At 59.2% G+C, this 25,517-nt stretch carries 21 protein-coding genes and 1 pseudogene; 9 read left to right on the top strand and 13 right to left on the bottom strand.

Annotation, left to right across the window (positions count from 1 at the left end; all coding sequences use genetic code 11):
* The first annotated feature begins 2 nt into the window (after positions 1-2).
* A complete protein-coding gene (gene xerC / locus QMX93_RS06135) occupies positions 3-902 on the top strand; it encodes a tyrosine recombinase XerC (protein ID WP_053124977.1) in 900 nt (299 codons plus the stop codon).
* Positions 899-1,606, top strand: coding sequence for an HAD-IA family hydrolase (locus tag QMX93_RS06130; RefSeq protein ID WP_282353633.1), 708 nt, complete (start codon positions 899-901; stop codon positions 1,604-1,606). Before xerC ends, QMX93_RS06130 begins: the two co-directional genes overlap by 4 nt.
* A gap of 234 nt (positions 1,607-1,840) precedes the next feature.
* Here the strand turns inward: QMX93_RS06130 and sutA are convergent, their stop codons facing one another.
* The 4 genes from sutA to glnK form a co-directional block, all read right to left on the bottom strand.
* A complete protein-coding gene (sutA, locus tag QMX93_RS06125; RefSeq protein WP_007920420.1) occupies positions 1,841-2,167 on the bottom strand; it encodes a transcriptional regulator SutA in 327 nt (108 codons plus the stop codon).
* A 102-nt stretch (positions 2,168-2,269) separates the two neighbouring features.
* Complete coding sequence (locus QMX93_RS06120; RefSeq protein WP_007920418.1) at positions 2,270-2,695, bottom strand: secondary thiamine-phosphate synthase enzyme YjbQ; 426 nt, start codon at positions 2,693-2,695, stop codon at positions 2,270-2,272.
* 216 nt (positions 2,696-2,911) lie between these two features.
* The gene (locus QMX93_RS06115; protein WP_016985874.1) at positions 2,912-4,249 is read right to left on the bottom strand and encodes an ammonium transporter; all 1,338 of its coding nucleotides are present in this window, start codon (positions 4,247-4,249) and stop codon (positions 2,912-2,914) included.
* Positions 4,250-4,287: 38 nt separating this feature from the next.
* Positions 4,288-4,626 (bottom strand): P-II family nitrogen regulator, encoded by a 339-nt coding sequence (gene glnK / locus QMX93_RS06110; RefSeq protein ID WP_002555808.1) that lies wholly within the window; start codon positions 4,624-4,626, stop codon positions 4,288-4,290.
* Between the two features lie 414 nt (positions 4,627-5,040).
* On the opposite strand from glnK, the gene QMX93_RS06105 reads away from it, so the two are divergent.
* The 4 genes and pseudogenes from QMX93_RS06105 to QMX93_RS06090 all read left to right on the top strand — a co-directional run bounded on the left by QMX93_RS06105 (position 5,041) and on the right by QMX93_RS06090 (position 8,402).
* A complete protein-coding gene (locus QMX93_RS06105; protein ID WP_007920416.1) occupies positions 5,041-5,301 on the top strand; it encodes an accessory factor UbiK family protein in 261 nt (86 codons plus the stop codon).
* A gap of 358 nt (positions 5,302-5,659) precedes the next feature.
* Positions 5,660-5,878 (top strand): annotated as a pseudogene (locus QMX93_RS06100) (phage antirepressor protein); the annotation flags it as partial.
* 184 nt (positions 5,879-6,062) lie between these two features.
* Complete coding sequence (locus QMX93_RS06095; RefSeq protein WP_282353627.1) at positions 6,063-6,527, top strand: hypothetical protein; 465 nt, start codon at positions 6,063-6,065, stop codon at positions 6,525-6,527.
* Positions 6,528-6,908: 381 nt separating this feature from the next.
* Positions 6,909-8,402, top strand: a complete 1,494-nt coding sequence (locus tag QMX93_RS06090; protein WP_282353625.1) for a YifB family Mg chelatase-like AAA ATPase — start codon at positions 6,909-6,911, stop codon at positions 8,400-8,402.
* On the opposite strand, the gene QMX93_RS06085 is transcribed toward QMX93_RS06090, so the two are convergent.
* From QMX93_RS06085 to QMX93_RS06075, 3 genes are all read right to left on the bottom strand, one after another.
* Complete coding sequence (locus tag QMX93_RS06085; protein ID WP_282353623.1) at positions 8,399-9,616, bottom strand: aldose 1-epimerase family protein; 1,218 nt, start codon at positions 9,614-9,616, stop codon at positions 8,399-8,401. The two genes, QMX93_RS06090 and QMX93_RS06085, sit on opposite strands and share 4 nt — an antisense overlap.
* 218 nt (positions 9,617-9,834) lie before the next feature.
* The gene (locus QMX93_RS06080) at positions 9,835-11,811 is read right to left on the bottom strand and encodes a methyl-accepting chemotaxis protein (RefSeq protein ID WP_282353620.1); all 1,977 of its coding nucleotides are present in this window, start codon (positions 11,809-11,811) and stop codon (positions 9,835-9,837) included.
* A gap of 189 nt (positions 11,812-12,000) precedes the next feature.
* The gene (locus tag QMX93_RS06075) at positions 12,001-12,921 is read right to left on the bottom strand and encodes a LysR substrate-binding domain-containing protein (RefSeq protein ID WP_212550372.1); all 921 of its coding nucleotides are present in this window, start codon (positions 12,919-12,921) and stop codon (positions 12,001-12,003) included.
* A gap of 159 nt (positions 12,922-13,080) precedes the next feature.
* Between QMX93_RS06075 and QMX93_RS06070 the strand changes: the two genes are divergently transcribed.
* Positions 13,081-14,475: a NorM family multidrug efflux MATE transporter gene (locus QMX93_RS06070; RefSeq protein ID WP_282353616.1), complete on the top strand. Its 1,395-nt coding sequence runs from the start codon at positions 13,081-13,083 to the stop codon at positions 14,473-14,475.
* A 70-nt stretch (positions 14,476-14,545) separates the two neighbouring features.
* Here QMX93_RS06070 and QMX93_RS06065 read toward each other — a convergent pair whose 3' ends face one another.
* A complete protein-coding gene (locus QMX93_RS06065) occupies positions 14,546-16,216 on the bottom strand; it encodes a bifunctional diguanylate cyclase/phosphodiesterase (protein WP_282353614.1) in 1,671 nt (556 codons plus the stop codon).
* 264 nt (positions 16,217-16,480) lie between these two features.
* Here QMX93_RS06065 and rep point away from each other — a divergent pair, with 264 nt between their 5' ends.
* On the top strand, positions 16,481-18,490 hold the full coding sequence (gene rep / locus QMX93_RS06060) for a DNA helicase Rep (RefSeq protein WP_053124992.1): 2,010 nt from the start codon (positions 16,481-16,483) through the stop codon (positions 18,488-18,490).
* Positions 18,491-18,549: 59 nt separating this feature from the next.
* Complete coding sequence (locus QMX93_RS06055) at positions 18,550-19,122, top strand: xanthine phosphoribosyltransferase (protein WP_016985833.1); 573 nt, start codon at positions 18,550-18,552, stop codon at positions 19,120-19,122.
* Positions 19,123-19,358: 236 nt separating this feature from the next.
* On the opposite strand, the gene QMX93_RS06050 is transcribed toward QMX93_RS06055, so the two are convergent.
* The 5 genes from QMX93_RS06050 to alr form a co-directional block, all read right to left on the bottom strand.
* Positions 19,359-20,495: a hypothetical protein gene (locus QMX93_RS06050; RefSeq protein ID WP_282353606.1), complete on the bottom strand. Its 1,137-nt coding sequence runs from the start codon at positions 20,493-20,495 to the stop codon at positions 19,359-19,361.
* Between the two features lie 235 nt (positions 20,496-20,730).
* On the bottom strand, positions 20,731-22,659 hold the full coding sequence (locus tag QMX93_RS06045) for an acetyl-CoA hydrolase/transferase C-terminal domain-containing protein (protein WP_282353604.1): 1,929 nt from the start codon (positions 22,657-22,659) through the stop codon (positions 20,731-20,733).
* Between the two features lie 494 nt (positions 22,660-23,153).
* Complete coding sequence (locus QMX93_RS06040) at positions 23,154-23,570, bottom strand: c-type cytochrome (RefSeq protein WP_158955570.1); 417 nt, start codon at positions 23,568-23,570, stop codon at positions 23,154-23,156.
* A gap of 182 nt (positions 23,571-23,752) precedes the next feature.
* Complete coding sequence (locus QMX93_RS06035) at positions 23,753-24,301, bottom strand: cupin domain-containing protein (RefSeq protein ID WP_008086779.1); 549 nt, start codon at positions 24,299-24,301, stop codon at positions 23,753-23,755.
* Positions 24,302-24,389: 88 nt separating this feature from the next.
* Positions 24,390-25,463, bottom strand: coding sequence for an alanine racemase (alr, locus tag QMX93_RS06030; RefSeq protein ID WP_282353598.1), 1,074 nt, complete (start codon positions 25,461-25,463; stop codon positions 24,390-24,392).
* Between the last annotated feature and the right edge of the window lie 54 nt (positions 25,464-25,517).

Genomic DNA, 25,517 nt, shown 5'->3' with positions numbered 1-25,517 from the left:
GCATGGAACGACAACTGGACGCTTACTGCGAACACCTGCGCAGTGAGCGACAGGTGTCGCCGCACACGCTCTCGGCCTACCGCCGCGACCTCGATAAAGTACTCGGCTGGTGCATCAAACAGAACATCGGCAGTTGGGCCGCGCTGGATATTCAACGCCTGCGCAGCCTGATCGCCCGTTTGCATGCACAAGGCCAGTCCTCGCGCAGCCTCGCCCGATTGCTCTCGGCGGTGCGCGGGCTCTATCACTACCTGAATCGCGAAGGCCTTTGCGACCATGATCCGGCCACGGGTCTGGCGCCACCGAAAGGTGAGCGCCGCCTGCCGAAAACCCTCGACACTGACCGTGCTCTGCAACTGTTGGAAGGTGCAGTCGAGGATGATTTTCTCGCGCGTCGGGATCAGGCGATTCTGGAGTTGTTCTACTCCTCCGGTCTGCGCCTCTCCGAGCTGACCGGGCTTAATCTTGATCAACTTGATCTGGCCGATGGCATGGTGCAAGTGCTCGGCAAGGGCAGCAAAACCCGTCTGCTGCCGGTAGGAAAAAAGGCCCGCGAAGCCATCGAACAATGGCTGCCATTGCGCGCGATGACCAACCCGGCGGACGACGCTGTATTCGTCAGCCAGCAAGGCCGACGCCTCGGCCCGCGAGCGATTCAGGTACGGGTCAAATTGGCCGGCGAACGCGAGCTCGGGCAGAACCTGCACCCGCACATGCTGCGGCACTCCTTCGCCAGCCACTTACTGGAATCCTCACAGGATCTGCGCGCGGTGCAGGAATTGCTCGGCCACTCCGACATCAAGACCACGCAGATCTACACCCACCTGGACTTCCAGCACCTGGCGGCGGTCTACGACAGCGCCCATCCACGGGCCAAACGCATGAAAGGCGACGATTCATGAGCATCCAGTTGATCACCTTCGACCTCGACGACACCCTGTGGGATACCGCCCCGGTGATCGTTAGCGCCGAAGCGGTATTGCGCGAATGGCTGAGCGAACATGCGCCGAATCTGGGCGCGGTGCCGGTCGAGCATTTGTGGGCGATTCGTGAGCGTGTGCTGACCAATGAACCGGGGCTGAAACATCGCATCAGCGCGCTGCGTCGGCGCGTGTTGTTTCATGCGATGGAAGACGCCGGCTACGCCCATGGCGAAGCCACCGACCTGGCCGACAAGGGTTTTGAAGTGTTTCTGCATGCGCGGCATCAGATCGAAGTATTTCCTGAAGTCGAGCCAGTGCTGGAAATTCTCGCCAATCATTACGCCCTTGGCGTGGTCACCAACGGCAACGCCGATGTGCGTCGATTGGGCCTGGCGGATTACTTCAAGTTTGCGTTGTGCGCGGAAGATATCGGCATCGCCAAACCGGATGCGCGGCTTTTTCATGAGGCTCTGCAACGCGGTGGCGCCACCGCCGAAACCGCCGTGCACATCGGCGATCATCCGGGTGATGACATTGCCGGCGCACAACAGGCGGGGTTACGGGCAATCTGGTTTAACCCGGCGGGTAAAGCCTGGGAAGCGGATCGTCTGCCGGATGCCGAAATCCGTAGCCTGACCGATTTGCCAGCCGTACTCGCACGCTGGAATACCCCTTCCGCCTGACGCACAACCGCCTTTTTGTGGCGAGGGGATTTATCCCCGATGGGCTGCGAAGCGGCCCCAAATACAGAAAACCCAACAGTCCTGACACACCGCGCAAGCTGACTTCACGGCTGCTGCGCAACCGATCGGGGATAAATCCCCTCGCCACAGTGACTGCAGCGGGTCGTGCATTTTCTAAAGGCATGAAAAAGCCCGCAGCGACGGCGGGCTTTTTCAGCAAGCAAGCGGCACGCCTCAGATAGGGCGGCTACCGTACTTGTTGTCCGGCTTCTTCGGAGGATCGGCGACCACATTGGCCTCCACTTCCTGCACTTTTCCGCCGCGCGACAGGAACTCTTCCATGGCCTTGGCCAAGGCGTCGCGTTCCTTGTTCTTGGCTTCAATGCTCGGCAACTCATCTACCGACACCGCAGCCTTGGCTTTGCCTTTGGCAGCCGGGGCCGGCGTATCGTCACCGCCATCGTCGTCAGCAACGTCTTCCGCTGCTGCTTCCAGGCCTTCCTCGGCCTCGTCTTCGTCGCCTACTTCGAGGTCGTCGTTTTCCAGATCATCGTCGCTCATGTTCTACCTCATGACTTGCGAAAAGCAGATTAGTTATAGACCAGCTTTGGCAACTGTCGAAAGTCGCCGTTAAAAAATCAGTAACCATTGGTGACCAACGGTTTATGCCCCTTCACCGTGCAAGGTGGCGAGGACTTTACGGGCACCGCCATGATCACGGTGCTCGCCCAGATAAACACCTTGCCAGGTACCCAGTGCCAGTCGCCCTGCCGACACCGGCAGACTGATCTGACAACCAAGCACGCTGGCCTTGAAGTGCGCCGGGAGGTCGTCCAGGCCTTCGTCGTTATGCTCATAGCCGTCTGTTCCTTGTGGGATCAGACGATTGAAAAATCGTTCGAAGTCGCGACGTACCGCCGGATCGGCGTTCTCGTTGATGGTCAACGACGCCGAGGTATGCTGCAGCCACAAATGCAACAGACCGACCCGGCACTCCCTGAGTTCAGGCAGGCCAGCGAGTAACTCGTCCGTTACCAGATGAAAGCCCCGGGGCCGTGCCCGCAGGGTAATCAGAGTCTGTTGCCACATACAGTTCTCCGCACGTTCGGGGCGCATTCTAGCGCGCTCTGGGAAAAAACAAAGGCCCTAATACGCGTGCAATGACGTAAGCGTTTGGCCGGTGAAAAACCGTCGTCGTAAACACGACTAAAGGCGTACGAAAAATCCTTTCAGCCTGTCGCTTAATGACAAATCCCGGACAAAAAAATGCCCGGCGAACCGGGCAATTTTTTTCAGTGCGCGTACTTACAGGTTGTAGCCGCGTTCGTTGTGTTGTGCCAGATCGAGGCCGACCGATTCTTCTTCCTCGGTCACACGCAGACCCATGACGGCGTCCAGCACTTTGAGGATGATGAAGGTGACGATCGCGGTGTAGATCACCGTGAAGCCGACGCCTTTGACCTGAATCCAGACTTGCGCGCCGATATCGGTGACGGTGCCGAAGCCACCCAGAGCCGGCGCAGCGAAGACACCGGTAAGGATCGCGCCGAGAATACCGCCGATACCGTGTACGCCGAACGCGTCCAGGGAATCGTCATAACCGAGCTTGCGTTTCAGGGTGGTGGCGCAGAAGAAGCACACCACGCCTGCAGCCAGACCGATCACCAGTGCGCCCATCGGGCCCACGGTGCCGGCAGCCGGAGTGATCGCGACCAGACCGGCAACCACACCCGAAGCAATGCCCAGTGCGCTTGGCTTGCCGTGAGTGACCCACTCGGCAAACATCCAGCCCAGCGCCGCCGCAGCGGTAGCGATTTGGGTAACCAGCATCGCCATGCCAGCAGTGCCGTTGGCCGCCGCAGCGGAACCGGCGTTGAAGCCGAACCAGCCGACCCACAGCATCGCCGCGCCCATCAGGGTGTAACCGAGGTTGTGCGGAGCCATCGGGGTGGTCGGGAAGCCTTTACGCTTGCCCAACACCAGGCAGCAGATCAGACCAGCGACACCGGCGTTGATGTGCACCACGGTGCCGCCCGCGAAGTCGAGCACGCCCCAGTCCCACATCAGGCCGCCGTTGCCGGACCAGACCATGTGTGCGATCGGCGCGTAAACCAGGGTGAACCAGATGCCCATGAAGATCAGCATCGCGGAGAACTTCATCCGCTCGGCGAACGCACCGACGATCAGCGCCGGGGTGATGATCGCGAAAGTCATCTGGAAGGTGATGAACACCGCTTCAGGGAACAGCGCCGCAGGGCCGGTCAGGCTCGAAGGCGTGACACCGGCGAGGAACGCCTTGCCCATGCCGCCGAAGAACGAGTTGAAATTGACGACGCCCTGCTCCATGCCGGTGGTGTCGAACGCGATGCTGTAGCCATAAATGACCCACAGGATGCTGATCAGACCGGTAATGGCGAAGCACTGCATCATCACGGAAAGAATGTTTTTCGAGCGAACCATGCCGCCGTAGAACAGCGCCAGGCCGGGAATGGTCATGAACAGCACGAGTGCCGTCGAGGTGAGCATCCAGGCAGTGTCGCCGGAATTGAGGACTGGGGCCGCCACTTCGTCTGCCGCCATTGCAAGGCTTGGCATTACGATGGACAACAGGGCTCCTAGCCCTGCGAATTTACGCAGAGTCATATTGTTTTCTCCTGGGGCGTTGGGGTTTGTGGCGGCGGTTAAATCGCGTCGGTATCGGTTTCGCCGGTACGGATGCGAATCGCCTGTTCCAGATTGACCACGAAAATCTTGCCGTCACCGATCTTGCCGGTGTTGGCCGCCTTGGTTATCGCCTCGATAACCCGATCCAGATCCTTGTCGTCGATGGCCACGTCGATTTTCACCTTGGGCAGAAAATCGACCACATATTCCGCGCCGCGATACAGCTCGGTGTGACCCTTCTGCCGGCCGAAGCCTTTGACTTCAGTAACGGTAATGCCCTGCACGCCGATTTCGGACAGCGACTCGCGCACGTCGTCCAACTTGAACGGCTTGATGATGGCAGTGACTAGCTTCATGAAAACTCTCTCCCGAATTGGTGGACTTGCCCCAGGAAAACAAACCCGACTCAAGTCTAAGCGCAGTGCCTGGCTTTGTAACGCATCGTCGGCCGTACCTGCCCGACTGACGCCAGCTAACCGCTGCCGACGAAACTCCCCGCTCCGTCTGCCGCACTGCATTCGTCACAGCGACTGCATCAGTGCATGGGTCGAAGGTGACTAAGCAGAAAGCTTGCCATCTCGCCAAAAACCTCTGATTTCAATCCCTTGGCCGCTGCCACACGCCATCCCGTGCAAAACCCCATCCGGATACGCACAACAACAGTGCGTCGCCGTCCGTCCGCCTGCGCGAAAAGCGTGCACCCCTGACCGCGAGATTGACTATAGACACTGCGTGATACACTGCCGGCCATTGTTTCCAGGACATCCACCATGCTCGCGCCCAAAGACTTCCTCGACGCCCTGAGCGGCACCGCCTCCCGCCTCTTCAGCGGCGACACCCCGCTGCCGAAAGCCGAAATCGAAAGCCAGTTCAAGATGCTGCTGCAGAGTGCGTTCAGCAAACTGGATCTGGTGAGCCGTGAAGAATTTGATAGTCAGATGGTCGTACTGGCCCGCACTCGCGCCCGCCTCGAAAGCCTCGAAGCCAAAGTCGCCGAGATGGAAGCCAAGCTGACACCGCCAGCCGAATAACGCATCCACCTGTAGGAGCTGCCGAAGGCTGCGATCTTTTGATCCTCAGCCCTTCAACCATCCCGGCAACGTCCTACAACCTGCACCACCGCCGTCCGATTGCGCCGAAAAGCCCAGGTTTCTAAGCTCACCCGATGCTGAATGTTCAGCACCGGGTTTGGCGACCCGAACAGCTTAAGGCGCACGACAACCATGATGGCGGCTACATTTACCGCCACATCGTTTCATGGCGGTTGTGCGTGGGAGACCTTCGGGTCTGCCGGGTTCCTTTTGCTCCGGTTCGCCAACCCGCGTACAACTGCCACCCAATCGTTTGGCGACGATTGAGGGCAGCCCCTTAAGCAAGAGGAACTGCTCAATGAATCAAGAAGAGACTTATCTGACCCCGCACCTCTTCACCCGCCACGCCCTCCTCATCCAGAACCAACCCTGGTTCTGCGCACGAGACCTGAGTCGCCTGCTGCACATCTACCTCAACGAACGCATGCTGCGAAAACTCGACCCCGACCAATACCAAACCCGAAAAACCCTGATCCACAACCAGATCAAAAACACCCTGCTGATCAGCGAATCGGGCAAACCGTTTCGCCGGCGTCCTACAACTATTAGGGCATAACCCTACGAGAATCAGCGTCTGCGCCTGATTCCGTGAGTTCTTGGCTGTGATTAGGCTGGTGGCTTTCGCCTGCGCTGGCCGATCCTATTCATCGAGTTCCAGGCGATACACATTGATCGCCAGACACTCTGGTTCTGGATCCCTCTTGTCTCATTTGCTCAAGCTCAAAGAAAACACGCTGGTTCAGCATCCAGATGGTGGTTACACCTTTGGCACGATCCCCGATATGCCAAAATTCGGCTTGCCAGGCGGGAAGATTTATCTGCGGGTAGGTATTCACCGTCGAGCGAATAGTGGTTTTGGCGTAGTGCACATTTGGGAAGCCCATAGTGCCGATTTGCTCAAGCATGGTTGCCAGACTGCCGATGGGGTAGCAGCGATTGTTGCGAAAATGATCGTCCCGGGAGCACAAATCTATTGTGAGTTCAAAGAACAGCGATGTGGAAACAGGGTCGCGGTACTGAGGACATCTATGGGCACACTGATTCTTGAACCGCGACACGAGCGCGCCACAGGATTTGGTTACTTCGTGGTGACTTGGTACCCGCAAAAACGCGCACATGGCACGTTAGTGGGGCAGATACCACGAGCACCACCAAATCAGAAATAAAAAAAGGCGTCCGATGGACGCCTTTAAAGTATTTTTTGAGGAGTAGTCGCAGCGATTCTTTAGCTCCGGGCTTTACGGCCTTGGGTTCAGAATCCGACAGGCTAGCCCGTCGTCACTACTTCAGAGAAACCAGCTTTCTCTGCTGCCGAAAATGCGGGGGAGCTTTTGCTGGTGCCCAGTCCCGACGAATGCGCAGTTGCAGTCCTCGAACGGGATGATCCGTCAATGCCGGTCGAGAGTCAACGCTCCAATTCAGGCAAGCGGTGACAGCCATCGGGTTTTGATACGTCTTGTAAACCTCTATTTCAGCACTGAAACCCTGCTCAACTACCCTTCAAAAACCCGCAGGAAGCGGCCCCCGATTCAGCTCAAGGAACGACCATGTCCCTCTCCATCGTCCACAGTCGCGCCCAGATTGGCGTGGAAGCCCCCGCCGTCACAGTCGAAGTCCATCTGGCCAACGGTCTGCCGTCGCTGACCATGGTCGGCCTGCCCGAGGCGGCGGTGAAGGAGAGCAAGGATCGGGTGCGCAGCGCGATCATCAATTCCGGGCTGCAGTTTCCCGCGCGGCGGATCACCTTGAATCTGGCGCCGGCTGATTTGCCCAAGGATGGCGGGCGGTTTGATCTGGCGATTGCCTTGGGGATTCTGTCGGCGAGTGTGCAGGTGCCGTGTCTGACGCTGGACGATGTGGAATGTCTGGGAGAGTTGGCATTGTCCGGCGCAGTAAGGGCGGTGCGCGGGGTTTTGCCGGCAGCATTGGCGGCGCGCAAGGCGGGTCGTGCGCTGGTGGTACCGCGGGCGAATGCCGAGGAGGCCTGCCTGGCTTCGGGGTTGAAGGTGTTTGCGGTGGATCATTTGCTGGAGGCGGTGGCGCATTTCAATGGGCATACGCCGGTTGAGCCCTATGTCTCCGACGGACTGATGCATGCCAGCAAGCCTTATCCCGACTTGAATGAAGTGCAGGGGCAAGTGGCGGCGAAACGGGCGTTGCTGATTGCTGCTGCGGGGGCGCATAACCTGCTGTTCAGCGGGCCGCCGGGAACGGGTAAGACATTGCTGGCCAGCCGATTGCCGGGACTATTGCCGCCGCTGGCCGAGAGTGAAGCGCTGGAGGTGGCGGCAATTCAGTCCGTCGCCAGTGGCGCACCGCTGACCCATTGGCCGCAGCGTCCCTTTCGTCAACCGCACCACTCGGCATCCGGGCCGGCACTCGTTGGTGGCAGCTCGAAGCCGCAGCCCGGCGAAATCACCCTCGCCCACCATGGTGTGCTGTTTCTCGATGAGTTGCCGGAGTTTGATCGCAAGGTTCTGGAGGTTTTACGGGAGCCTTTGGAGTCGGGATTCATCGTGATCGCCCGAGCCAAGGATCGCGTACGTTTTCCGGCACGATTCCAGTTGGTCGCAGCGATGAATCCCTGCCCCTGTGGATATCTTGGCGAGCCAAGCGGCAAGTGCTCCTGCACTCCGGACATGGTTCAACGCTACCGCAACAAGTTGTCAGGGCCGCTGCTGGATCGGATCGATTTGCACCTTACAGTGGCGCGGGAAGCCACGGCGCTGAATCCTGCGATTAAACCCGGCGAGGACAGCGCCAGCGCTGCGGCATTGGTGGCCGAGGCTCGCGAACGACAGCAGAAGCGTCAAGGCTGCGCCAACGCGTTTCTCGATCTGCCAGGACTGAAAAAACACTGCAAGTTATCCACAGTCGATGAGAAATGGCTGGAATCAGCCTGTGAACGGCTGACGTTATCGCTGCGCTCAGCACACCGGCTACTCAAGGTCGCCCGCACTTTGGCAGACCTTGAGCAAGTCGATGCAATCAAACGCGAACACTTGGCCGAGGCGCTGCAATATCGGCCGGCGACACCTTAATGCTCGGTTGTCAGATCCACCAACGGCGTCTGTCGCACTTCGGTGTCGCGCCCCGCCTGAATCTCGGTCACACGCTTCAAGGCCTTATCCACAGCACCTTTGTCCGCGAGCAGGCTGTAGCTGATCTGGAACTGTTTGTGTTCTTTCGGTGCAATGGTCGGCACCAGATTCAGCGGACGCTGATAGCGACGGTTGTAGGAAAAACTGGTGCCCGGCTCCAGCCCGGTGACATAGCCCTGCCCTTGGGTATCGGTGTTTTTCCACAAAGAGAACGCCGGCAACTGCTGGGTATTGAAGCCAACAGAAACACCAAGGCTGCCCGCCTTGTTATGCAGAACAGTCAGGGTTTCACCTTTGGCGTCGGCATAGGGCACGACGTTGTAGACGGTTTCGTCGTAGTCCTTGGTCGGCGCACGATAAGTCTGCCAGTCAGCCAGATCGCCCTTGGCCTTGTCGTTGAACGGCGAGACCTGTTTTACCGGTGCAGCAAAACGGGCGCCCTGCTCGAGGAACGGCGTGCTGAAATTGCTGTGATACAGCGCCTGGTATTCCTTTGGATAGTCGCCGTTGTTGGTCAGCGTATCGTTAAGTGCAAAGCGCACGCTGCCAGGTTCGGTGACCAGTTCAGTGATGACCGAGAAATCGACTTTCTTGAAGGCCTGTTCTTTCAGCTCGCCGCGCAGACTGATGGCGTAGGGTGGCTTTTCGTCGATGTGCAGCGTGACGGTACTGGCCGGGATGTTGGCGGCGCGGCCATGCAAGGTCAGCAGTTCACCGTTGTCCATGCCGGGATGGCCAACCCATTCGTAACCGCAGCGGGCGACCAGCTCGTTGAAACCTTCCAGCCAGCCCAGACCACCGCGCCCGTTGAGCTCGATGAAGGCCGGGTTGACCACGTCCTTGACCGGCGAATCCCAACCCATGCGCACGTTGCCGACAGAGGCCTGCAAGACATTCATCCCTCGGGTTGGCACCACCGAGAGTTTCATCGTGCCGTTATCGATATCGACGATGCTGACGCCTTCCTGCCGCCCCCCGTGCAAGGTACGCAGGCTTACGGAGAAGGGTTTGTCGGTTTTCACGCCGAGCTGCTCACTGGTGATGCTCCAGTTTTGCGCGGACTTGTTGGTGTCGAGGAGGACGTAATCCCAGGCCATGGCGTGGGAAGCAGCAGAGAATGCGCCGAGGGCGACGGCGAGTTTGAGCGGGGTCATGGCAGCAGCCTTTATTGGAGTTGTGCCATTTTTATAGCGCTGCGGAAACGTTTCAGCAAGTGTATTGGATCGACAGATCGCATGTTCCGCGAAGATCTTCAGTGATGCAATCGCGAGCAGGCTCGCTCCCACACGGGATCCGGGTCTTCACAAAATCTGTGAATCACACCGAACACTGTGGGAGCGAGCCTGCTCGCGAAAGCTATTTCAAAGGCGCATCAACGAAACCGATCAACCTCGGCACGCAAGTCCGCCGCCAAACCTTCCAGTTCCTTCGCCGTCACCGCCAGATTCGAAACAACCTCACGCTGCTCACTGTTGGCCAACGCAATGCTCTGCAAATTGCTGCTCAGCAACGTCGCCGTGCTGCTCTGCTCCTGAGTCGCGGTGGTAATCGCGGCAAATTGCTGCCCCGCCGAACGGCTCTGCTCATCGATCCGCGCCAGCGCCGAGGCAACATTGGCGTTACGCGACAAGCCTTCCTGCATCAGCACATTGCCCTGCTCCATGGTGCTGATCGCGTTGCCGGTTTCCTGCTGGATGCTGTGGATCATCACCGAGATTTCATCGGTCGCCTGACGGGTACGCGAGGCAAGGCTGCGCACTTCATCCGCCACCACGGCAAAGCCGCGACCTTGCTCACCGGCACGCGCCGCTTCAATTGCAGCATTGAGCGCCAGCAAATTGGTCTGCTCGGCAATCGAGGTGATCACGCCAACGATGCCGCCAATTTCCTGCGAACGCTGGCCGAGGGTGTTGATCACTGTGGCGGTGCTGTTGAGGGCGCCAGCGATTTGCTCCAGAGAGGACGAAGCTTCTTCCATCGAGCTACGGCCAATCTGCGTCTGCTGGGCGTTTTCCTGTGCCAGACGTTGGGTCGCGCCCATGTTGTCGGCGATGTTCAACGAGGTCGCGCTGAATTCCTCCACGGCACCGGCCATGCTGGTGATTTCGCCGGACTGTTGCTCCATGCCTTCGTAAGCACCGCCAGACAAACCGGACAGTGCCTGCGCTCGGCTGTTGACCTCCGCGGAGGAACGGCGAATGTGCTCAACCATGGTCGACAGCGCCTGGCTCATCTGGTTGAACGCGCGCGACAACTGACCGATTTCGTCGTTACTCGCTACATCCAGACGCACGCTCAGATCACCGGCGCCCAAGGCTTCGGCCTGACGCACCAGATCACCCAGCGGTTGCAGTTTCGAACGCAGCAGCCACATCGCCGAACCGACCGCCAGCAACATCGCCAACAGGCTGCCAATCGCCAGTTGCGTGCCGACGCTCCAGGTCACTGCGCGAATCTCGGCTTTCGGCATGCTTGCCACCACCGACCACGGGCCGCCGTCGAACGGCACCGCGACACTGTAGAAATCTTCGGACGTGTCGCCCCAGAACTGGCCTTTGCCCGGCGATTTCGCCAGATCCTTGATCAGCGGAATTGCTTGATCCAGCGCCTGCACGCCGGCCGGTGGAACCAGCCATTTGCTTTGCTCATCAAGCAACGCCAGCGAGCCGGTCTGACCGATGCGGAAGCGTTTGAGGTTATCGAACTGGGCGTTCTGCGCATCGGTGTAATCGAAACCAACGAACAGCACCGCAATCACTTTGCCGCTGCCATCGCGCACCGGGGTGTATTGGGTCATGTAGGAACGATCAAACAGCAAGGCGCGGCCGACATAACCCTGTCCGGCCATCAACTTCGCGTAGGCCGGATGGGCGTGATCGAGCAAGGTGCCGATGGCGCGGCTGCCGTCCTGTTTGGTCAGCGAGGTGCTGACGCGGATAAAGTCTTCGCCACTGCGTACGAACAGCGTGGCGACGCCCGCGGTCATCTGCTTGAACTCGTCGACTTCCTTGAAGTTGTTGTTCAGCACTTCGCTGCCCAGATGCAGGCCCGGAGTCTGGGTGCCGGCAACACTCACTGGCTCGTCCGGATGAAGGCTCAACCCGCTGCTGAAGCGCTTCTCGAACAACCCGCTGAGGCGCTGGGTGCTTTCGCGCAACGTGCCGTGGAAGGTACTCAGTTGGTCGGCCAGCAGCCGAGCCTCACTGGCCAGATGTTCTTCACGGGTGGCGAGGTTGGCGGTGTCCAGCGAACGCAACGCGAACAGCGTACTGCCACTGATGACGACCGCCAGAATCACAGCAAGGGCAAGGCCCAGCTGCGAGGCAATCCGAGCGCGAGGTTGAGACATGAACAGCTCCTGGCCGAGCCACCGGATCCTCCTTGATCGCAGCTGATGCTCGGAATAATTCTAATAATGGGGGTGAAGCATGGAGACCGGCACGACGGTTCCACTTGCTCATAGTCGGCGGTAAATCCGAATACTTGAGCGCTGTGCGAGGGTATGGCACGGGGCCGGCATTGTGGCGGCTCGAACGTTTCAGCTCAAGCGCGCAACGGCTGGCAGTTCCATGGCGCGGACTTCGCCTTGAAGAAAGTCGCTGAGGCGGCGCAAACGTTCACCTCCCGGACGGGTTTTTGGCCACACCAGGTAATAATCCAAGCCACTGGCAACGGCGGTCGGCCACGGCAGACTCAAGCGTCCTTGCGCGACATCTTCGGCGACCATCAACAAATCGCCCATTGATACCCCGTAGCCACGCGCCGCCGCGATCATGCCCAGTTCGAGCGTGTCGAATACTTGCCCGCCCTTTAGCGAAACCTGATCGGACAAACCCATGTGCTCCAGCCAACTTCGCCAGTCGCGGCGATCCGGGGTCGGGTGGAGCAATTCGGTGTTTGCCAGTCGATCAAGATCCCACGGTTGATCATTGAGCAGATTCGGCGCACCGACCGGGATCAGTTCTTCGGGAAACAACAAACTCGCTTCCCAGTCCGGCGGAAAATGGCCGTCGCTCAGCAACACGGCGCAATCAAACGGCTCATCATTGAAGTCCACCGAATCGACATCCATCCACGCACTGGTCAGTTGCACCTCGTTGCCCGGCTGCAAGTGGCGGAAGCGACTCAGGCGCGCCAGCAACCAACGCATGGTCAGGGTCGACGGGGCTTTCATGCGCAGGATGTCGTCCTCGGCACGCAAGGTGTTGCAGGCGCGCTCCAGCGCCGTGAAACCTTCGCGAATCCCCGGCAACAGCAGCCGCGCCGCTTCGGTCAATTGCAGATTGCGGCCGCTGCGGTGAAACAAGCGGCAGGCAAAATGCTCTTCCAGCGTACGAATATGCCGACTCACCGCGCTCTGGGTGATCGACAGTTCTTCCGCCGCGCGGGTGAACGAGCTATGTCGCGCCGCCGCTTCAAATGCGCGCAGGGCATACAAAGGAGGAAGTCGACGGGCCATGCACAAAGCTCCAGTGGCGGGATGCAGCGAAATGAGCGGAATTTGTTCAGGATGAGTTTTAGTCATGCCACCCATCCTTTTTATCCCTTTGTGCAATGCCTGCCAAGGCCGGAGAATCGACGGTCTCCTGTTCCCTCTGAAAATTGAGTGGTGATACCCATGCAGCATCCTGTGCGTACTGAACTCTGGGCCATTCTGCGGCTGGCAGGGCCGTTGATCGCTTCACAGTTGGCGCACATGTTGATGGTGCTGACCGACACTTTGATGATGGCGCGCCTCAGTCCCGAAGCGCTGGCCGGCGGCGGTCTGGGCGCGGCAACTTATTCGTTCGTGTCGATCTTCTGCATCGGTGTGATTGCCGCAGTCGGCACCTTGGTAGCGATTCGCAAAGGTGCGGGCGACATCATTGGCGCGGCACGTCTGACCCAGGCCGGGTTGTGGCTGGCGTGGCTGATGGCGCTGGGCGCCGGTTTGCTGCTGTGGAACCTGAAACCGGTGTTGCTGCTGTTCGGCCAGACCGAAACCAACGTCAACGCCGCCGGGCAATTTCTGATCGCCCTGCCCTTCGCTCTGCCCGGCTACCTGAGCTTTATGGCCCTGCGCGGTTTCACCAGTGCAATTGGTCGGGCGACACCGGTGATGGTCATCAGTCTGGCCGGCACCGTGGCGAATTTTCTGCTCAATTACGCGCTGATCACTGGCATGTTCGGTCTGCCGAAAATGGGCCTGATGGGCATCGGCCTGGTCACGGCAATTGTCGCCAACTGCATGGCGTTGGGGTTGGCCTGGCACATTCGTCGGCACCCGGCGTATGACGCTTATCCGCTGCGCGCGGGCCTGTCTCGGCCGAATCGACAGTACCTGAAAGAGCTCTGGCGCCTCGGTCTGCCGATCGGTGGCACCTACGCTGTGGAAGTCGGTTTGTTCGCCTTCGCGGCGCTATGCATGGGCACCATGGGCAGCACGCAACTGGGCGCACACCAGATTGCCCTGCAAATCGTTTCGGTGGCATTCATGGTGCCGGCGGGCATGTCCTATGCGATCACCATGCGCATCGGCCAGCATTACGGCGCGGGGCAATTGCTCGATGCACGGATGTCGGGCCGCGTCGGGATCGTCTTTGGTGCGGTGGTGATGCTCGGCTTTGCGATGGTGTTCTGGTTGCTGCCAAATCAGTTGGTCGGGTTATTCCTTGATCACAATGATCCGGCGTTTGCCGAAGTGATTCGTTTGGCGGTGAGCCTGCTGGCCGTGGCGGCATGGTTCGAGCTGTTCGACGGCACGCAGACGATTGCCATGGGCTGTATTCGCGGGCTCAAGGATGCGAAGACCACGTTCCTGGTCGGGCTCGGCTGTTATTGGCTGATTGGCGCGCCAGCGGCGTGGTGGATGGCATTCCACTTGAACTGGGGGCCGACGGGCGTCTGGTGGGGATTGGCGCTGGGGTTGGCGTGCGCGGCGGTGAGTCTGACGCTCGCGTTTGAGTGGAAGATGAAGCGGATGATTCGGCGTGAGCCTGCTACATCACGCTTTGAGGTCGTTGGCGCAGATTAAGATCAAAAGATCGCAGCCTTCGGCAGCTCCTACAGGGATCGGTGTAGGAGCTGCCGCAGGCTGCGATCTTTTAAACGGCCTCCACAGAAACCTGTTGGCTTGAGCCAAACGTCAGGTATTCAACCAGCTCTGCCAACGGCAACGGCCGGCTGATCAGATAACCCTGCACCTGATCACAACCAAACCCGCGCAGCAATTCCAGTTGTTCCGGCGTTTCAACCCCTTCCGCCACCACTTCCAGATGCAGGTTGTGCGCAAGGTTGATCATCGCGTGCACCAGTTTGCGGTTCTCTTCACGCTGTTCCATGCCACCGACAAAGCTCTTGTCGATCTTCAGCAAAGTGATCGGCAAGCTGTTGAGGTGCACGAACGATGAGAACCCGGTGCCAAAGTCATCCAGCGAAAAACGTACACCGAGGCGGCCCAAAGCATCCATGGTCTGCTTGACCAGATCACTGCGGCGCATCACCGCCGTTTCCGTCAGTTCGAACTCCAGCCACTGCGCCTCCACACCGCGCTCAGCGATCAAGCGGCTCAGCGTCGGCAACAACTGACTGTCCTGAAACTGGCGGAACGACAGGTTGATCGCCATGTGCAGCGCCGGCAATCCGCGTTCGCGCAACGCCTGCATATCGCGCAACGCCCGGGAAATCACCCAATAACCCAGCGGCACAATCAAGCCGCTCTGCTCGGCCAACGGCACGAACTCACTCGGCGGCAGCAAACCACGTTCGCCATGGCGCCAGCGCACCAAGGCTTCGAGGCCGACAATCTGGCCGTCCTCAAGATTCAGGCGTGGCTGGTAATGCAATTCCAGCTCATCACGACGCAAGGCCCGGTGCAGCTCACTTTCGAGGTCAGCCATGCTCCGCGCGTTGCGGTTGATGCGTTCGTTGAAGATATGAAAGGTGCAGCCCTGCGTGCTCTTGGCCTGCTGCATGGCGATGTGCGCATGCCACATCAGCGGGTCAGCGCCAGCCTGCGCGCGGGCGTGGGCGATGCCGAGGCTGGAGCCGATGAGCAGGCTTTCGCCATCGACCCAATACGGTTCGGCGAGTGCTTCGGTGATGCGTTCGGCCATCCACTCGGCGCGTTGCGGCGCGCGGCGGGTGTCGATCAGCAAAGCAAATTCATCGCTGCCGAGACGTGCCAGTTGATCGCCGGCTTCCAACTGACTTTTCAGCCGCGCCACGACCTGCAGGATCAGCCGATCGCCAGCCTGATGGCCAAGGGCGTCGTTGGCGTGACGGAAGTTGTCGAGATCGAGATGCCCGAGGGCCAGGCCGCGACCATCGCCTTCAGCGAGACGCGCTGTCAGCAAAGTCTGGAAACCCTGACGGTTGGCGATGCCGGTCAGCGGATCCTGTTCGGCGAGGCGTTGCAGGGTGTTTTCGAGAACGCCGCGTTCGCGCACATGGCGCAGGCAACGGCGCAGCATGCCGGGGTCGAGGGCGTCGAACACCAGCCAGTCACTGACGCCAACCGGCGCGGTGTCCGGCTCGTGTTCGAGCAACAATACCGTCGGCAGGCTGCAGCGGCCGGGTGCCGGTTGCAACGCAGGAAGGGTCAACAACACCGCATGGCGGTTGTCTTCGAACAAACTGCTGACCGACTCCCAGCTTGGCGCGCTGATCAGCACCGCCGCGCTCCCCATCGGAGCCAGACACTCACGCAATAACGCTGTCCACGCTGGCTCTTCGGCCAGTAGCAGCAAACGCAAGGGTTCGACAGGCGTAGACAAGCTAGCTCCCTAGACTCTGCAATGATGTGGGCGGCGGGCATTATGCCGTTGCGCTGACCAATGACCAAATGACAACGGTTATCAAAACGTTATTTTGTGTCACGAATGAGAACATTAGCCGCTAAATCACCGCGCATCCTGCGTGAAAGTAACAAAACCGGCAAATATGAATCGCGTGGTACGTCACAAGTCGGACAGAGCAGCACAAATCTCTGAGCCTGTTAAAATGCCGGCCCATTTCGTCAACGACTCCCGAATTTTCGTATGTCCCGACTCAATCCCCGGCAGCAAGAAGCCGTGAACTACGTCGGCGGCCCTCTATTGGTGCTCGCCGGTGCTGGCTCCGGCAAGACCAGCGTGATCACGCGCAAAATCGCGCACCTGATCCAGAACTGCGGCATCCGCGCCCAGTACATCGTTGCCATGACCTTTACCAACAAGGCCGCGCGCGAGATGAAAGAGCGGGTCGGTACCCTGTTGCGCGCCGGCGAAGGTCGCGGCCTGACGGTCTGCACCTTCCACAATCTCGGTCTGAACATCATCCGCAAGGAACACGTGCGGCTGGGCTACAAACCCGGTTTCTCGATCTTCGACGAGACCGACGTCAAGTCCCTGATGACCGACATCATGCAGAAGGAATACGCAGGCGAAGACGGCGTCGACGAGATCAAGAACATGATCGGCGCCTGGAAAAACGACCTGATCCTGCCGCCTCAGGCGCTGGAAAACGCGCGTAATCCCAAGGAACAGACGGCCGCCATCGTCTACACCCACTATCAGCGCACGCTGAAAGCGTTCAACGCGGTGGACTTCGACGACCTGATCCTGCTGCCGGTAAAACTTTTCGAAGAACACGCCGACATTCTCGAAAAGTGGCAGAACAAGGTGCGCTACCTGCTCGTCGATGAATACCAGGACACCAACGCCAGCCAATACCTGCTGGTAAAAATGCTCATCGGCAAGCGCAACCAGTTCACCGTGGTCGGCGACGACGACCAGTCGATCTACGCCTGGCGTGGCGCGCGACCGGAAAACCTGATGCTGCTCAAGGACGACTATCCATCGCTGAAAGTGGTGATGCTCGAGCAGAACTACCGCTCGACCAGTCGCATCCTGCGTTGCGCCAACGTGCTGATCTCGAACAACCCGCACGAATTCGAAAAGCAACTGTGGAGTGAAATGGGCCACGGTGACGAGATCCGCGTGATCCGCTGCCGCAACGAAGACGCCGAAGCCGAGCGCGTGGCCATGGAAATCCTCAGCCTGCACTTGCGCACCGACCGCCCGTACAGCGATTTCGCGATCCTCTATCGCGGTAACTATCAGGCCAAACTGATCGAGCTGAAGCTGCAGCACCACCAGGTGCCGTATCGCCTGAGCGGCGGCAACAGCTTCTTCGGCCGCCAGGAAGTGAAAGACCTGATGGCCTACTTCCGCCTGATCGTGAACCCGGATGACGACAACGCCTTCCTGCGCGTGATCAACGTGCCGCGCCGCGAAATCGGCTCGACCACCCTGGAAAAACTCGGCAACTACGCCACCGAACGCAAGATCTCGATGTACGCCGCCACCGACGAAATCGGTCTGGGCGAACATCTGGACAGCCGCTTCACCGATCGCCTGTCGCGCTTCAAGCGTTTCATGGACAAGGTGCGCGAGCAGTGCGCCGGCGAGGACCCGATCTCCGCGCTGCGCAGCATGGTCATGGACATCGACTACGAGAACTGGCTGCGCACCAACAGCTCCAGCGACAAAGCCGCCGATTACCGGATGAGCAACGTCTGGTTCCTGATCGAGGCGTTGAAAAACACTCTTGAGAAGGACGAAGAAGGCGAAATGACCGTCGAGGATGCGATCGGCAAACTCGTCCTGCGCGACATGCTCGAACGTCAGCAGGAAGAGGAAGACGGTGCCGAAGGCGTGCAGATGATGACGCTGCATGCGTCCAAGGGTCTGGAATTCCCTTACGTGTTCATCATGGGCATGGAAGAGGAAATCCTCCCGCACCGCTCCAGCATCGAAGCCGACACCATTGAAGAAGAACGCCGCCTGGCCTACGTGGGCATCACCCGCGCGCGTCAGACACTGGCGTTCACCTTCGCCGCCAAGCGCAAGCAGTACGGCGAGATCATCGACTGCGCGCCGAGCCGCTTCCTCGATGAGCTGCCGCCGGACGATCTGGCCTGGGAAGGCAACGACGACACACCGACCGAAGTCAAAGTCGTGCGCGGCAACAGCGCATTGGCTGATATACGCGCGATGTTAAAGCGCTAGAATTGACCACTTTTTTTACTAGACCTTCGGCGCACAAAGCGCCAAAAGAGGACAGCTTCATGGAAGCATTGCACCAGAAAATCCGCGAACAAGGCATTGTGCTTTCCGACCAGGTCCTGAAGGTCGACGCCTTCCTGAACCACCAGATCGACCCGGCCCTGATGAAGCTGATCGGCGACGAATTCGCCGCGCTGTTCAAGGATTCGGGCATCACCAAGATCGTCACCATCGAAGCCTCGGGCATCGCCCCGGCGATCATGACCGGTCTGAACCTCGGCGTGCCGGTGATCTTCGCCCGTAAGCAACAGTCCCTGACCCTGACGGAAAACCTGCTGTCGGCGACCGTTTACTCGTTCACCAAAAAGACCGAGAGCACCGTGGCCATCTCGCCGCGCCATCTGACCAGCAGCGACCGCGTGCTGATCATCGACGACTTCCTGGCCAACGGTAAGGCCTCGCAAGCGCTGATCTCGATCATCAAACAGGCCGGCGCCACCGTGGCCGGCCTGGGCATCGTCATCGAGAAGTCGTTCCAGGGCGGCCGCGCCGAACTGGACTCGCAAGGCTACCGCGTCGAATCGCTGGCCCGCGTTAAATCGCTGACAGGTGGCGTCGTCACCTTCATCGAATAAAGCCACACCGCAATACCCTTGTAGGAGCCGAGCTTGCTCGCGAAGGCGTCGTGTCAGTCGAATATTCTTTGACTGATCCACCGCTTTCGCGAGCAAGCTTTGCTCCTACAGTTGTTCGGGTACTCCGCAATCCCCGTGTAGGAGCTGTCGAGTGCAACGAGGCTGCGATCTTTTGATCTGATTTTCAGGATCAACATCAAAAGATCGCAGCGTGCCGCAGCTCCTACAGATTTCACTTAATCCATTCTGTACCCCGCCCCCGGTACCCCTTCATGCATCGCAGCTTGAATATCCGCGTACAAGGCATTCGCCTCGCCGGTGGTAATCGAGCGAGAACAATCACGCAGCACCACATGCAAAAGCACGTTCTCCTGACCCGGTAACATCCCGAGTCGCTCAATGGCTTGCGCTGGTAAATCCGAACGTGGCCAGCGCCCCTTGATTCGCATCTCCTCGATCCATCCAGAGCAATCCCCTGCCGCCTGCAACATCCTCTCGGTCAATACCTCTTCACTCAATCCCGGCGTTACTGCCAACGAGATATCGCGGGCAATCGACGGCAAACGGGATACCGCAGTCCACGGATCCAGATCATGCATCTGCGCCTGCACGCGCACATTCTGATCACGCAACAAACGAATATCAGGAATGCCTTTGCGCAACATCGTCAGGCGATCCAGCCCCATCCCAAGAGCGAGTCCGCCATGGCGCAGCGGATCAATCTGCAAACGCTGCAACAGCGACTTCGCGATACGCCCGCACTCAAGAACCTCGACCGGCACGCCATCATTCAACACATTCACTTCAATCCCGCCCTCGGTGTAGTGATGTGGACTGTCGCTATAAACCCAGGACTTTTCCGGGACGGCCGACTGCAAAATATCACCGACCAGACGCAGTAAATGCTCATGGGATGCCAGCTCCGGGTCGCCCAATACCCAGATATCCATTTGGTGCGGCTCGGCGCAATGCCAACGATCTCGGCTATCACGCCTGAAGGTAATGCCTGGCGCTGCCAGCAAAATGGTTTGTCCCGGCCGACGAACCTCGGCGGCCTGCTGAAGCGCCGCAGGAATCTGGCTGGTGGTCTGCGTTCGCAAAAGCGAATGCTCATCGACCCAACGTGTGTGCTCGCTGCCAAGGGTAATTTCTGCCGGGTCGTAACCCAGCAAACCGTAGTTTTCTGCGGCGGACACAATCCTCGGCCCAACCTGCAACTGCGCTCGAGGCCAGCCTCTTGCTGCGAGTCCTTGAAGGACTTCATTGAGCAGTAGTCGGACTGCGTGGTCGGGTTGGTTCTTTTCGGTTAAGTCAGTGAGGAGTAAGGCCTGCTCGACAGACTCTTGTGGCAAGTATTTCTTCGATGCTGACACTCTGTACCCTCCGGATTTGCTGCTGGATAGACCACAGACAAACCTATCGACAGGCGAATGCCGACGACAATCCAAAAACTCAGTGATTGATGACTTTCAGAACGGGACTACGGATGACATTCCGTATTCATTCAGATTTAGGCGTAACTCGTGTAGGAGCTGTCGAGTGCAACGAGGCTGCGATCTTTTGATCTTTTAAGGATCAGGATCAAAAGATCGCAGCGTGCCGCAGCTCCTACGGGGTTTGGGTGGTGGCTTTTAGGCCGGTGAGGAGCAGGCGTTGGAAGAGGTCTTCTTTCAGGCCTTCCGGGTGAGTGAGTTGCATGCGTTCGAGGTGTTCGGGGTAGAGCGATGCATCGGGGGCGTCGAGGGCGGCTTTGCCCAGTTCGAGGATTTCGGTGAGTTTGAATTTGCTTTTTAGCCAGTTCAGCGCCCGCAGCAAATCCCGTTCGATCGCGGTGAAATCACAGCCCAGCGGGTACTCCGGAAACAGGTTTTTGTGCCGTGCGGCGATGGCTTGCAAACGCTGCGGCGTGTTCTCGGTGAAGCGCGGATCGAGGCGGAAATCCTTTGGCAGTTTGCCGACTTTTTGCGCTTGTTCGATCAGGCCCGGCTGGAAGCGTGAATCGCTGATGTTCAGCAGCGATTCGATCACTACGGCATCGGTTTTACCGCGCAGATCAGCGATGCCGTATTCGGTCACGACGATGTCGCGCAGATGCCGTGGGATCGTGCAGTGGCCGTATTCCCAAACGATGTTGGAGCTGACGTCGCCGCCGGATTCGCGCCAGCTGCGCAGGATCAGGATCGAGCGCGCGTCGTGCAACGCGTGGCCCTGCGCGACGAAGTTGTACTGTCCGCCAACGCCGCTGAGTACTCGTCCATCCTCCAGTTGATCCGCCACGCCAGCGCCGAGCAAGGTCATGGTGAACACCGTGTTGATGAACCGCGCATCGAGGCGTTGTAGGCGCTTGAGTTCCTCCTGCCCGTAGAGCTCGTTGATGTAGCTGATGCGAGTCATGTTGAATTCGAGGCGTTTGCTCAGTGGCAGCTCACGCAAGCGCTCGTAAAAACTGCGCGGGCCGAGGAAGAAACCGCCGTGCACCGAGATGCCGTCAGTTTGCGCCGCTTCGTCGAGGGTGCCGGCGTTGGCCTGTTCCTGCGTCGGCACATCGGGGTAGACCTTACGCCGGATGATCCCGGCATCCGCCAGCACCAGCAGGCCGTTGACGAACATTTCGCTGCAACCGTACAGGCCTTTGGCGAACGGCCCGGTGCCGCCCTCGCGGTTGATCAACTGCGCCCATTGGCTGAGGTTGATGTCGTCGAGCAACGCCTGATAACCGGCGTTATCCGCCTGACGTGCGAGCAACGCTGCGGTGAGGGCATCCCCCATCGAACCGATGCCGATCTGCAATGTACCCCCGTCGCGCACCAGCGTACTTGCATGCAAACCAATGAAATGATCCTGAAACCCCACCGGCATGTTCGGCGTGGAAAACAGCGTGCTGCTGTCCTTCGCGTCGATCAACAGGTCGAAGGTGTCGATGTCGACTTCGGCATCGCCGGGCATGTACGGCAGATCGGTATGGACCTGGCCGACCAGCAAAATAGTCTCCCCGGCTTCGCGACGTTTGGCGATCATCGACAACAGGTCGAGGGTGATGTCGGGGTTGCAGCTCAGGCTCAGGCAATCCGGGTGTTCGCTGCTGCTGGCCAATAACTGCGCCACCAGATTCAGCCCGGCGGCGTTGATGTCGCGGGCGGCGTGGCTGTAGTTGCTGCTGACGTAATCCTGTTGGGCCGGCGCGCTGTTGAGCAGGCTGCCGGGCTGCATAAAAAACTGTTCGATGCGGATGTTGGCGGGCAGACTGTCGCGGTGCAGGTCGGCGAGGAAATCAAATTCCGGGTAGTCACCGAAGACGCGCTCGACGAAGGGTTCGATGAAGCGTTTTTGCAAGCCATCGCCCAACGCCGGACGACCGAGGCACAGCGCGGTGTAGATCGTCAGCTGCCGCTCGGGCAGGCCTTTGATCCGCCGGTACAGCGCGTTGACGAAGTGATTGGGTTTGCCCAGGCCCAGCGGCATGCCCATGTGGATATGCGCCGGCAAGCGCGCCAGCACGTCGTCCACTGCTTGTTCGATCGAACACAACTGCACCATCTGAAGCCTCCTGCCCGTTCCGTGAATAGGGGTAGACCGAGATTGCCTTGAGTTTGCTGCAAAGAACAGCTCAAAGTCCTGGACGATTGTCGGCCACAGGAGGTGTTTATGGCTGGAGCTTGCTTGCCCTCACCCTAGCCCTCTCCCGGAGGGAGAGGGGACTGAATGGGGGATATTTGGGAGGTACACCGACTTGAACGTGATGTACCGAATCCATAGTCGCTAAGGTCTTTCAGGTCGATGTCGGACGCAAGAAACCGCGGTCGTCCCCTCTCCCGGAGGGAGAGGGGACTGAATGGGGGATATTTGGGAGGTACGCCGACTTGAACGTGATGTACCGAATCCATAGTCGCTAAGGTCTTTCAGGTCGATGTCGGACGCAAGACACCTCGGTCGGCCCCCTCTCCCTCCGGGAGAGGGCTGGGGTGAGGGGCTCTTGAATCGCAGGCACAAAAAAACCGTCCGAAGACGGTTTTCTTCATCAGATGCACGCCTTATTTCAGGCCGGACATCTTCTCGATCGCGCCCTTCAACTCATCATCCGAGCAATCGGCGCAGGTGCCTTTCGGCGGCATCGAATTGATACCGGTGATGGCTTTGGCAAGGATGCCATCAAGGCCGCCCTGGTGATCAGCACGCTCTTTCCACGCGGCCGTGTCACCAATTTTCGGCGCACCCAACAACCCGGTACCGTGGCAAGCGTTGCAATGTTTGGCAATCACTTCGTCGGGGGTTTTCGCGCCGCCACCGCCGCCGGCAGTCGCAGCCACTTCCATCCCTTTGCATTCCTGACCTTGAACGCACACCTGGCCGACAGGCTCGAGGCGTTTGGCAATGTCGTCATTCGTCGCAGCTTGAGCGCTGACAGCCCAGAGGGCCAGTACGGTTGCTGGTGCAGCCAGCATTTTCATAATTAGGTTCACGCGTTCACCCTCAATGGTGGCTATTCACGCCTGCGGCCACGGTTCGCAGGCGGGCGCAAGTATAGCGGGTAGCCCGCCACACTGAAACAACCCCATGATTAAAGGGGTCTTGTTGCGCATCGGTAAAACAGCTTGGGTGCCTTTGCCGTAGTGGCCTGGCGCCTCTTGGTTTAAAAGTTTGCCGGCGTGGCTGCGCTGATTAGTCGCGCAGGCAAGTCGAACGGATTACGGAAACGATGCGGCTTGGTACTTTCAAAGTAGTAGCTGTCGCCGGCTTCGAGAATAAAAGTTTCAAGGCCCACCACCAATTCCAGACGACCTTCCACCAGAATCCCGGTTTCTTCGCCTTCATGGGTGAGCATTTCTTCGCCGGTATCAGCGCCCGGCGGGTAGATTTCGTTGAGGAAGGCGATGGCGCGACTGGGGTGCGCGCGGCCGACCAGTTTCATGGTCACGGCGCCGTCGGAAATGTCGATCAGCTCGTTGGCCTTGTAGACGATCTGGGTCGGAACTTCCTGCAGGATTTCTTCGGAAAAGAACTCGACCATGGACATGGGAATGCCGCCCAGCACCTTTCTCAGCGAACTGATCGAAGGGCTGACGCTGTTCTTTTCGATCATCGAAATGGTGCTGTTGGTGACGCCCGCGCGTTTGGCGAGTTCACGCTGGGAAAGCCCTTTGAGCTTGCGGATCGATTGCAGTCGTTCACCGACGTCCAAGGCGCGAGCCTCCTGATGTTGTAAGAATATTGAGCGTTATCATGGCGACAGCGTTCAGTATTTACAACACTTGGCCCCCGCAGCGGCGTCAACCCTCGGAATAGAGCCTTGGCACTCGACGCAGGTTGCAGAAGATCTGGTACGGGATGGTGTCGGCCCACTTCGCCACTTCACTGGCGAGGATATTTTTCCCCCAGAGCTCAACGGTCGAACCGAGACCGGCTTCCGGCACATCGGTAAGATCGATGCAAAGCATGTCCATCGACACGCGACCGATAATGCGACTGCGTTTACCGGCCACCAAAACCGGGGTGCCGGTCGGCGCCTGACGCGGGTAGCCGTCGGCGTAACCCATGGCAACCACACCGATGCGCATCGGTTTGTCGGTGATGAATTTGGCGCCATAGCCCACCGGCTCACCGGCCGGCAGTTCGCGCACGCTGATGACTTTCGATTCGAGGGTCATCACCGGTTGCAAACGATCGGCAACGGCGTTGGCTTCTTCGAATGGGGTCGCGCCGTAGAGCATGATGCCCGGACGCACCCAATCACTATGAATCTGCGGCCAACCAAGCACAGCGGGCGAGTTGCGCAGACTGACTTCAGCCGCCAGCCCCTGACGCGCCGCTTCAAATACCGCGACTTGCTCGGTGCTGCTCTGCGCGTGCAGTTCATCGGCGCGGGCGAAGTGGCTCATCAACACAATTTTCGCCACTTTACCGCTGGCCAGCAGACGCTGATAAGCCGCCGGATAATCCTTTGGATGCAACCCGACGCGGTGCATGCCCGAATCGAGCTTCAGCCACACGGTGATCGGTTTGCTCAGCGCTGCCTGCTCGATTGCTTCGAGCTGCCAAAGCGAGTGCACCACCGTCCAGAAATCATGCTCGACGATCAGCGCCAGCTCATCAGCTTCAAAAAAGCCTTCCAGCAACAACACCGGCGCACGAATGCCAGCGGCGCGCAGCTCCAAAGCCTCTTCGATGCAAGCCACGGCAAAACCGTCGGCCTCGGCTTCCAGCGCCTGGGCGCAGCGCACCGCGCCATGTCCGTACGCATCGGCCTTGATCACCGCCAGCGCCTTGGCGCCGGTGACTTCGCGGGCAATTCGGTAGTTGTGGCGCAGGGCTTGAAGGTCGATCAGGGCACGGGCAGGACGCATGGCGGCAGACTTCTAGGCGGTCATGGGAATAAAAACCGGCGCCGACTGACGACG

This window comes from Pseudomonas sp. PS01303 (assembly GCF_029959385.1).
GTDB classification, from domain to species: Bacteria; Pseudomonadota; Gammaproteobacteria; order Pseudomonadales; family Pseudomonadaceae; genus Aquipseudomonas; species Aquipseudomonas rustica.
This window is presented reverse-complemented; position numbering and strand designations above follow the sequence as displayed.

What these genes read in the sequence shown, in the direction of transcription:
- xerC (WP_053124977.1), top strand. Translation starts at nt 3, where the DNA reads ATGGAACGACAACTGGACGCTTACTGCGAACACCTGCGCAGTGAGCGA.
- QMX93_RS06130 (WP_282353633.1), top strand. Translation starts at nt 899, where the DNA reads ATGAGCATCCAGTTGATCACCTTCGACCTCGACGACACCCTGTGGGAT.
- sutA (WP_007920420.1), bottom strand. Translation starts at nt 2,167, where the DNA reads ATGAGCGACGATGATCTGGAAAACGACGACCTCGAAGTAGGCGACGAA.
- QMX93_RS06120 (WP_007920418.1), bottom strand. Translation starts at nt 2,695, where the DNA reads ATGTGGCAACAGACTCTGATTACCCTGCGGGCACGGCCCCGGGGCTTT.
- QMX93_RS06115 (WP_016985874.1), bottom strand. Translation starts at nt 4,249, where the DNA reads ATGACTCTGCGTAAATTCGCAGGGCTAGGAGCCCTGTTGTCCATCGTA.
- glnK (WP_002555808.1), bottom strand. Translation starts at nt 4,626, where the DNA reads ATGAAGCTAGTCACTGCCATCATCAAGCCGTTCAAGTTGGACGACGTG.
- QMX93_RS06105 (WP_007920416.1), top strand. Translation starts at nt 5,041, where the DNA reads ATGCTCGCGCCCAAAGACTTCCTCGACGCCCTGAGCGGCACCGCCTCC.
- QMX93_RS06090 (WP_282353625.1), top strand. Translation starts at nt 6,909, where the DNA reads ATGTCCCTCTCCATCGTCCACAGTCGCGCCCAGATTGGCGTGGAAGCC.
- QMX93_RS06085 (WP_282353623.1), bottom strand. Translation starts at nt 9,616, where the DNA reads ATGACCCCGCTCAAACTCGCCGTCGCCCTCGGCGCATTCTCTGCTGCT.
- QMX93_RS06080 (WP_282353620.1), bottom strand. Translation starts at nt 11,811, where the DNA reads ATGTCTCAACCTCGCGCTCGGATTGCCTCGCAGCTGGGCCTTGCCCTT.
- QMX93_RS06075 (WP_212550372.1), bottom strand. Translation starts at nt 12,921, where the DNA reads ATGGCCCGTCGACTTCCTCCTTTGTATGCCCTGCGCGCATTTGAAGCG.
- QMX93_RS06070 (WP_282353616.1), top strand. Translation starts at nt 13,081, where the DNA reads ATGCAGCATCCTGTGCGTACTGAACTCTGGGCCATTCTGCGGCTGGCA.
- rep (WP_053124992.1), top strand. Translation starts at nt 16,481, where the DNA reads ATGTCCCGACTCAATCCCCGGCAGCAAGAAGCCGTGAACTACGTCGGC.
- QMX93_RS06055 (WP_016985833.1), top strand. Translation starts at nt 18,550, where the DNA reads ATGGAAGCATTGCACCAGAAAATCCGCGAACAAGGCATTGTGCTTTCC.
- QMX93_RS06045 (WP_282353604.1), bottom strand. Translation starts at nt 22,659, where the DNA reads ATGGTGCAGTTGTGTTCGATCGAACAAGCAGTGGACGACGTGCTGGCG.
- QMX93_RS06040 (WP_158955570.1), bottom strand. Translation starts at nt 23,570, where the DNA reads ATGAAAATGCTGGCTGCACCAGCAACCGTACTGGCCCTCTGGGCTGTC.
- alr (WP_282353598.1), bottom strand. Translation starts at nt 25,463, where the DNA reads ATGCGTCCTGCCCGTGCCCTGATCGACCTTCAAGCCCTGCGCCACAAC.